At 50.5% G+C, this 3230-nt stretch carries 4 protein-coding genes, 1 tRNA gene and 2 pseudogenes; 3 read left to right on the top strand and 4 right to left on the bottom strand.

From position 1 onward, the window contains the following. Positions 1-403 precede the first annotated feature (403 nt). Positions 404-1018 carry a Fic/DOC family protein gene (locus GS12_RS22415; RefSeq protein ID WP_034951146.1) on the top strand — a complete coding sequence of 205 codons (615 nt, stop codon included), beginning with the start codon at positions 404-406 and terminating at the stop codon, positions 1016-1018. On the opposite strand, the gene GS12_RS24795 is transcribed toward GS12_RS22415, so the two are convergent. After that, the gene (locus GS12_RS24795; protein ID WP_152601477.1) at positions 1015-1173 is read right to left on the bottom strand and encodes a hypothetical protein; all 159 of its coding nucleotides are present in this window, start codon (positions 1171-1173) and stop codon (positions 1015-1017) included. The genes GS12_RS22415 and GS12_RS24795 overlap by 4 nt on opposite strands. A gap of 266 nt (positions 1174-1439) precedes the next feature. Between GS12_RS24795 and GS12_RS24510 the strand changes: the two are divergent. Then, positions 1440-1558, top strand: a pseudogene (locus GS12_RS24510) (IS3 family transposase); the annotation flags it as partial. A 21-nt stretch (positions 1559-1579) separates the two neighbouring features. Here GS12_RS24510 and GS12_RS25105 read toward each other — a convergent pair. From GS12_RS25105 to GS12_RS22410, 3 genes and pseudogenes are all read right to left on the bottom strand, one after another. Next, on the bottom strand, positions 1580-1717 hold the full coding sequence (locus tag GS12_RS25105; RefSeq protein ID WP_235421335.1) for an IS3 family transposase: 138 nt from the start codon (positions 1715-1717) through the stop codon (positions 1580-1582). A 36-nt stretch (positions 1718-1753) separates the two neighbouring features. Next, positions 1754-1968 (bottom strand): annotated as a pseudogene (locus tag GS12_RS25100) (transposase); the annotation flags it as partial. 138 nt (positions 1969-2106) lie between these two features. Then, positions 2107-2183 (bottom strand) — tRNA-Ile (locus GS12_RS22410). A 149-nt stretch (positions 2184-2332) separates the two neighbouring features. On the opposite strand from GS12_RS22410, the gene GS12_RS22405 reads away from it, so the two are divergent. Then, on the top strand, positions 2333-3230 hold an 898-nt coding region (locus tag GS12_RS22405; protein WP_052118570.1), incomplete at its 3' end, for an AraC family transcriptional regulator.

The following is a 3230-nucleotide window of genomic DNA, read 5'->3' as shown; positions in this document are numbered from 1 at the left end:
TTTTTTATGGCGGCAACCGCCGCCTCTTGGAGTTCTGTCAATAACCGTACGCCGGGCGCGCAAAGGGCATGAGCAGTATCAAAGGCGATAACTGTACGCACCCGAAACGCCATTCTGAAAAAAGAGATAAAGCTATTTGATACGTAACTGCTGAGTATCATCGGCCTCACAAAAAGAGAGTTTTTTTACAGATAGTGACTACCAACTCAACTTTTCGCCACTCGTTTTCAGGTTTAGTTAAACATCATGTAATGATTGAAAAATTGCACAGAGCCAGTCCGCTGTGGCAGGGGTTATCAATGCCCGTGTTCCTCTGCTTGTCGACAGGCTGACGTATTCCAATAAGTACCGGGATCCTGCGGAAAAAGTAATAATGTAAGCCTGGCTGAAAGGAGGGGAAAACTTGCCAAAATATGAACTTAATTCATCAGAAGAACGGTATCAGCCTGGCTCTGGTAATTCAGTCCTGGCGAATAAGCTGGAGATTACTGACATGGAGAAAATGGAGGCACTTGAGTCCGGTTTACTACTGATGCTGTATGAACAGCTATTTATTGAAGGCCAACTGCCTGAGGTGCTGACTTTTGAGCACGTCAGAAGGTGGCATCACCAATGGCTGGGGAATGTATACGACTGGGCCGGGAAGCCGCGTGACGCTAACCTGACGAAGGACGGCTTTCAGTTTGCTGCTGCCGGAAGAATTCGGCCATTGATCGCTGGTTTTGAGAAACAGTTCCTCGCCCGTTATGGTGAGTTGAGAGCGCTGCCTTGCCCGGAACTGGTCAGCTATCTGGCTGAATGTCACGTGGAGTTTATTTTGATCCATCCATTCAGGGAGGGGAACGGGCGTTTGTCGCGGCTGCTTTGCGATGTATTGTCAGTCCAGGCGGGAAAGAGCTTACTGGATTATAGCTTATGGGATGCACATAAGGCTTTTTACTTTAAAGCAATTCAGGCTGGTATATCAGGGAATTACAGACCTATGGTAAAACTGATAAGCGATATTTTGCCTGATTAGCGCGCGAGGCCAACGGCTTTCGCCTGTGCCTGATTGCGTTTGAGTTGCTGCTCAATTTTTTGCACAGTAGCGCCTGTTTCTATCGCGGTTGAACTGGCGACGGCACGGTAGATTTGGGTTTTGGTGATCGGGTTGTGTGTTGTTGTTTTTGTCATGGGGAACGCCTCGTTGTTTCAACCCTGATTCTAGTTCGAACAGGAATGGCTGGCAAGGCTGATACCTATGGTTAGCTTACCAGGAGACGTAGGTTTTCATGGGTTGAGTCGGCGTACTGCGATTCCCCACCTTTACTAAAAAATATATATTTATCAATTTATTGAATGTTATATATGTTTCCGTGCTGCACAGCGTGACTGTCGATTAAACATGTAAGTTCAGTCAGCCAAAAAGCGTAACCCGTCCTGATTCTTCAGGATTCTATCTTGATGTCAGACTCCATGAACAGTTCTCGTTAATCGGGAAGCTCAGATCGCGTTATTCTGTGACTACACTCAGTCATGTGCGTGGGGTTCACCGTAGCACAGTTCCAAATACTGGAAAATCATCCTGAAGAACCGGATATCAGGCTGAATCGCCCCGGATAATCCAGACACTTCTGAGCCGTTGATAATATAGGTTTTCATATTCAGCCGGTGGCATCTGCTCGCTCGAGCCATGCCGACGCTTACTGTTATAAAACATTTCGATGTAATCAAAAATATCGCTTCTGGCTTCGTCTCTCGTCCCGTAGATCTTTTTCTTTAGCTCCTTCTGGAGTCGGCGGATCCCGGCCTGAGCATCTGACTGTTCTTTATTGGTGGAGGAGTCCGGCCGTACTTCTTTATCCAGGCGTAAAGACTGTGGGTAATGATATCGAGACGAGTTGCGACGCTGGAAACAGAATGGCCACGCGCAACAACCTGTTTTACCGCTTCAATTTTAAACTCTTCAGGATAACGTTTTTCGCTCATGGGACCTCTCTTTTAAGTCACCTTAAATGACTCTGAGGTGTCTGTTAGACCTGTGGCGATTCATGCGACACTCACAACGTGAATAACAAAAAAGCCACCTCGAAGGTGGCTTAATATCATGATTTTAAAGCTAAAATTTGGTGGCCCCTACTGGACTTGAACCAGTGACCAAGCGATTATGAGTCGCGTGCTCTAACCAACTGAGCTAAGGGGCCTGCGGCGCAGGATTATAATGTAACTTCATGGTGCAATCCAGCGTTAAACAACCAGTTGCTGATTTTTAAACCATCATGGCTTACTGTGTAACCCGGTGAAATGCCGTCTTTTTCTCCCAGCCGCGACTACAGCCCAGAAAGGAGTTCGCATGAGTAACAACACCCGCGAGCAGCAGGCGGAAAGCCGTCGCCAAAAAATGGCGATGCTGATCGGCGAGCTGGCGCCTGAAAATGGCTACACTCAATCATTGCTCGACGACGTGCGCTTTTTGCGATCCGATCTGCCGCTGGAGCACACGCCGGTGCTTTACGAGCCGTCGATTGTCATCGTGTGCCAGGGGCGCAAGCGCGGTTTTCTTGGCGATGCGGTTTACCTCTACGATGCCCAACATTTTTTGGTGGTGGCGGTGCCGCTGCCTTTTATCAGCCAGACGGAAGCCTCGCCGGAAGAGCCAATGCTGGCGGTGGCGATCCGCCTGGATCTTCAGGCGCTGGCCGATCTGCTTATCTCTCTGGATATCGCGCCGATGCGCGATTGTCCACCTGCGGGCATGCACTCGACCGCGCTGGATGAAACGCTTGGCGACTGCGTGCTGCGCCTGCTTGATGTGCTGCGCTCGGCGCAGGAGGGCAAAATTCTGGGGCCGGGCCTGCTACGCGAGATTTATTATCGCGTGCTGATGGGCGAGCAGGGCGCAATGTTACGTGCGGCGCTGGGCCAGCAGGGTTATTTTGCACAGGTGGGACGCGCGCTACATATTTTACAGACGCGCTATCGCGAACGTCTTGAAGTGGCGGATCTGGCGCGGGAAGTGGGAATGAGCGTCGCCGCGTTTCATGCGCATTTTAAAACCGTCACGCAAAGCTCGCCGATGCAGTATCTGAAGTCAACGCGCCTTCATCAGGCGCGGCTGCTGATGGTGCGGGGCGGCTTTTCGGCCGCCGCCGCCGCGGTGGATGTCGGCTATGAAAGCCCTTCGCAGTTCAGTCGGGAATTTAAGCGCTTCTTTGGCCGCAGTCCGGTGCAGGAAGCGCGCTATATGAAAG

It is taken from the genome of Erwinia oleae (genome assembly GCF_000770305.1).
Taxonomy (GTDB): Bacteria; Pseudomonadota; Gammaproteobacteria; order Enterobacterales; family Enterobacteriaceae; genus Erwinia; species Erwinia oleae.
This window is presented reverse-complemented; position numbering and strand designations above follow the sequence as displayed.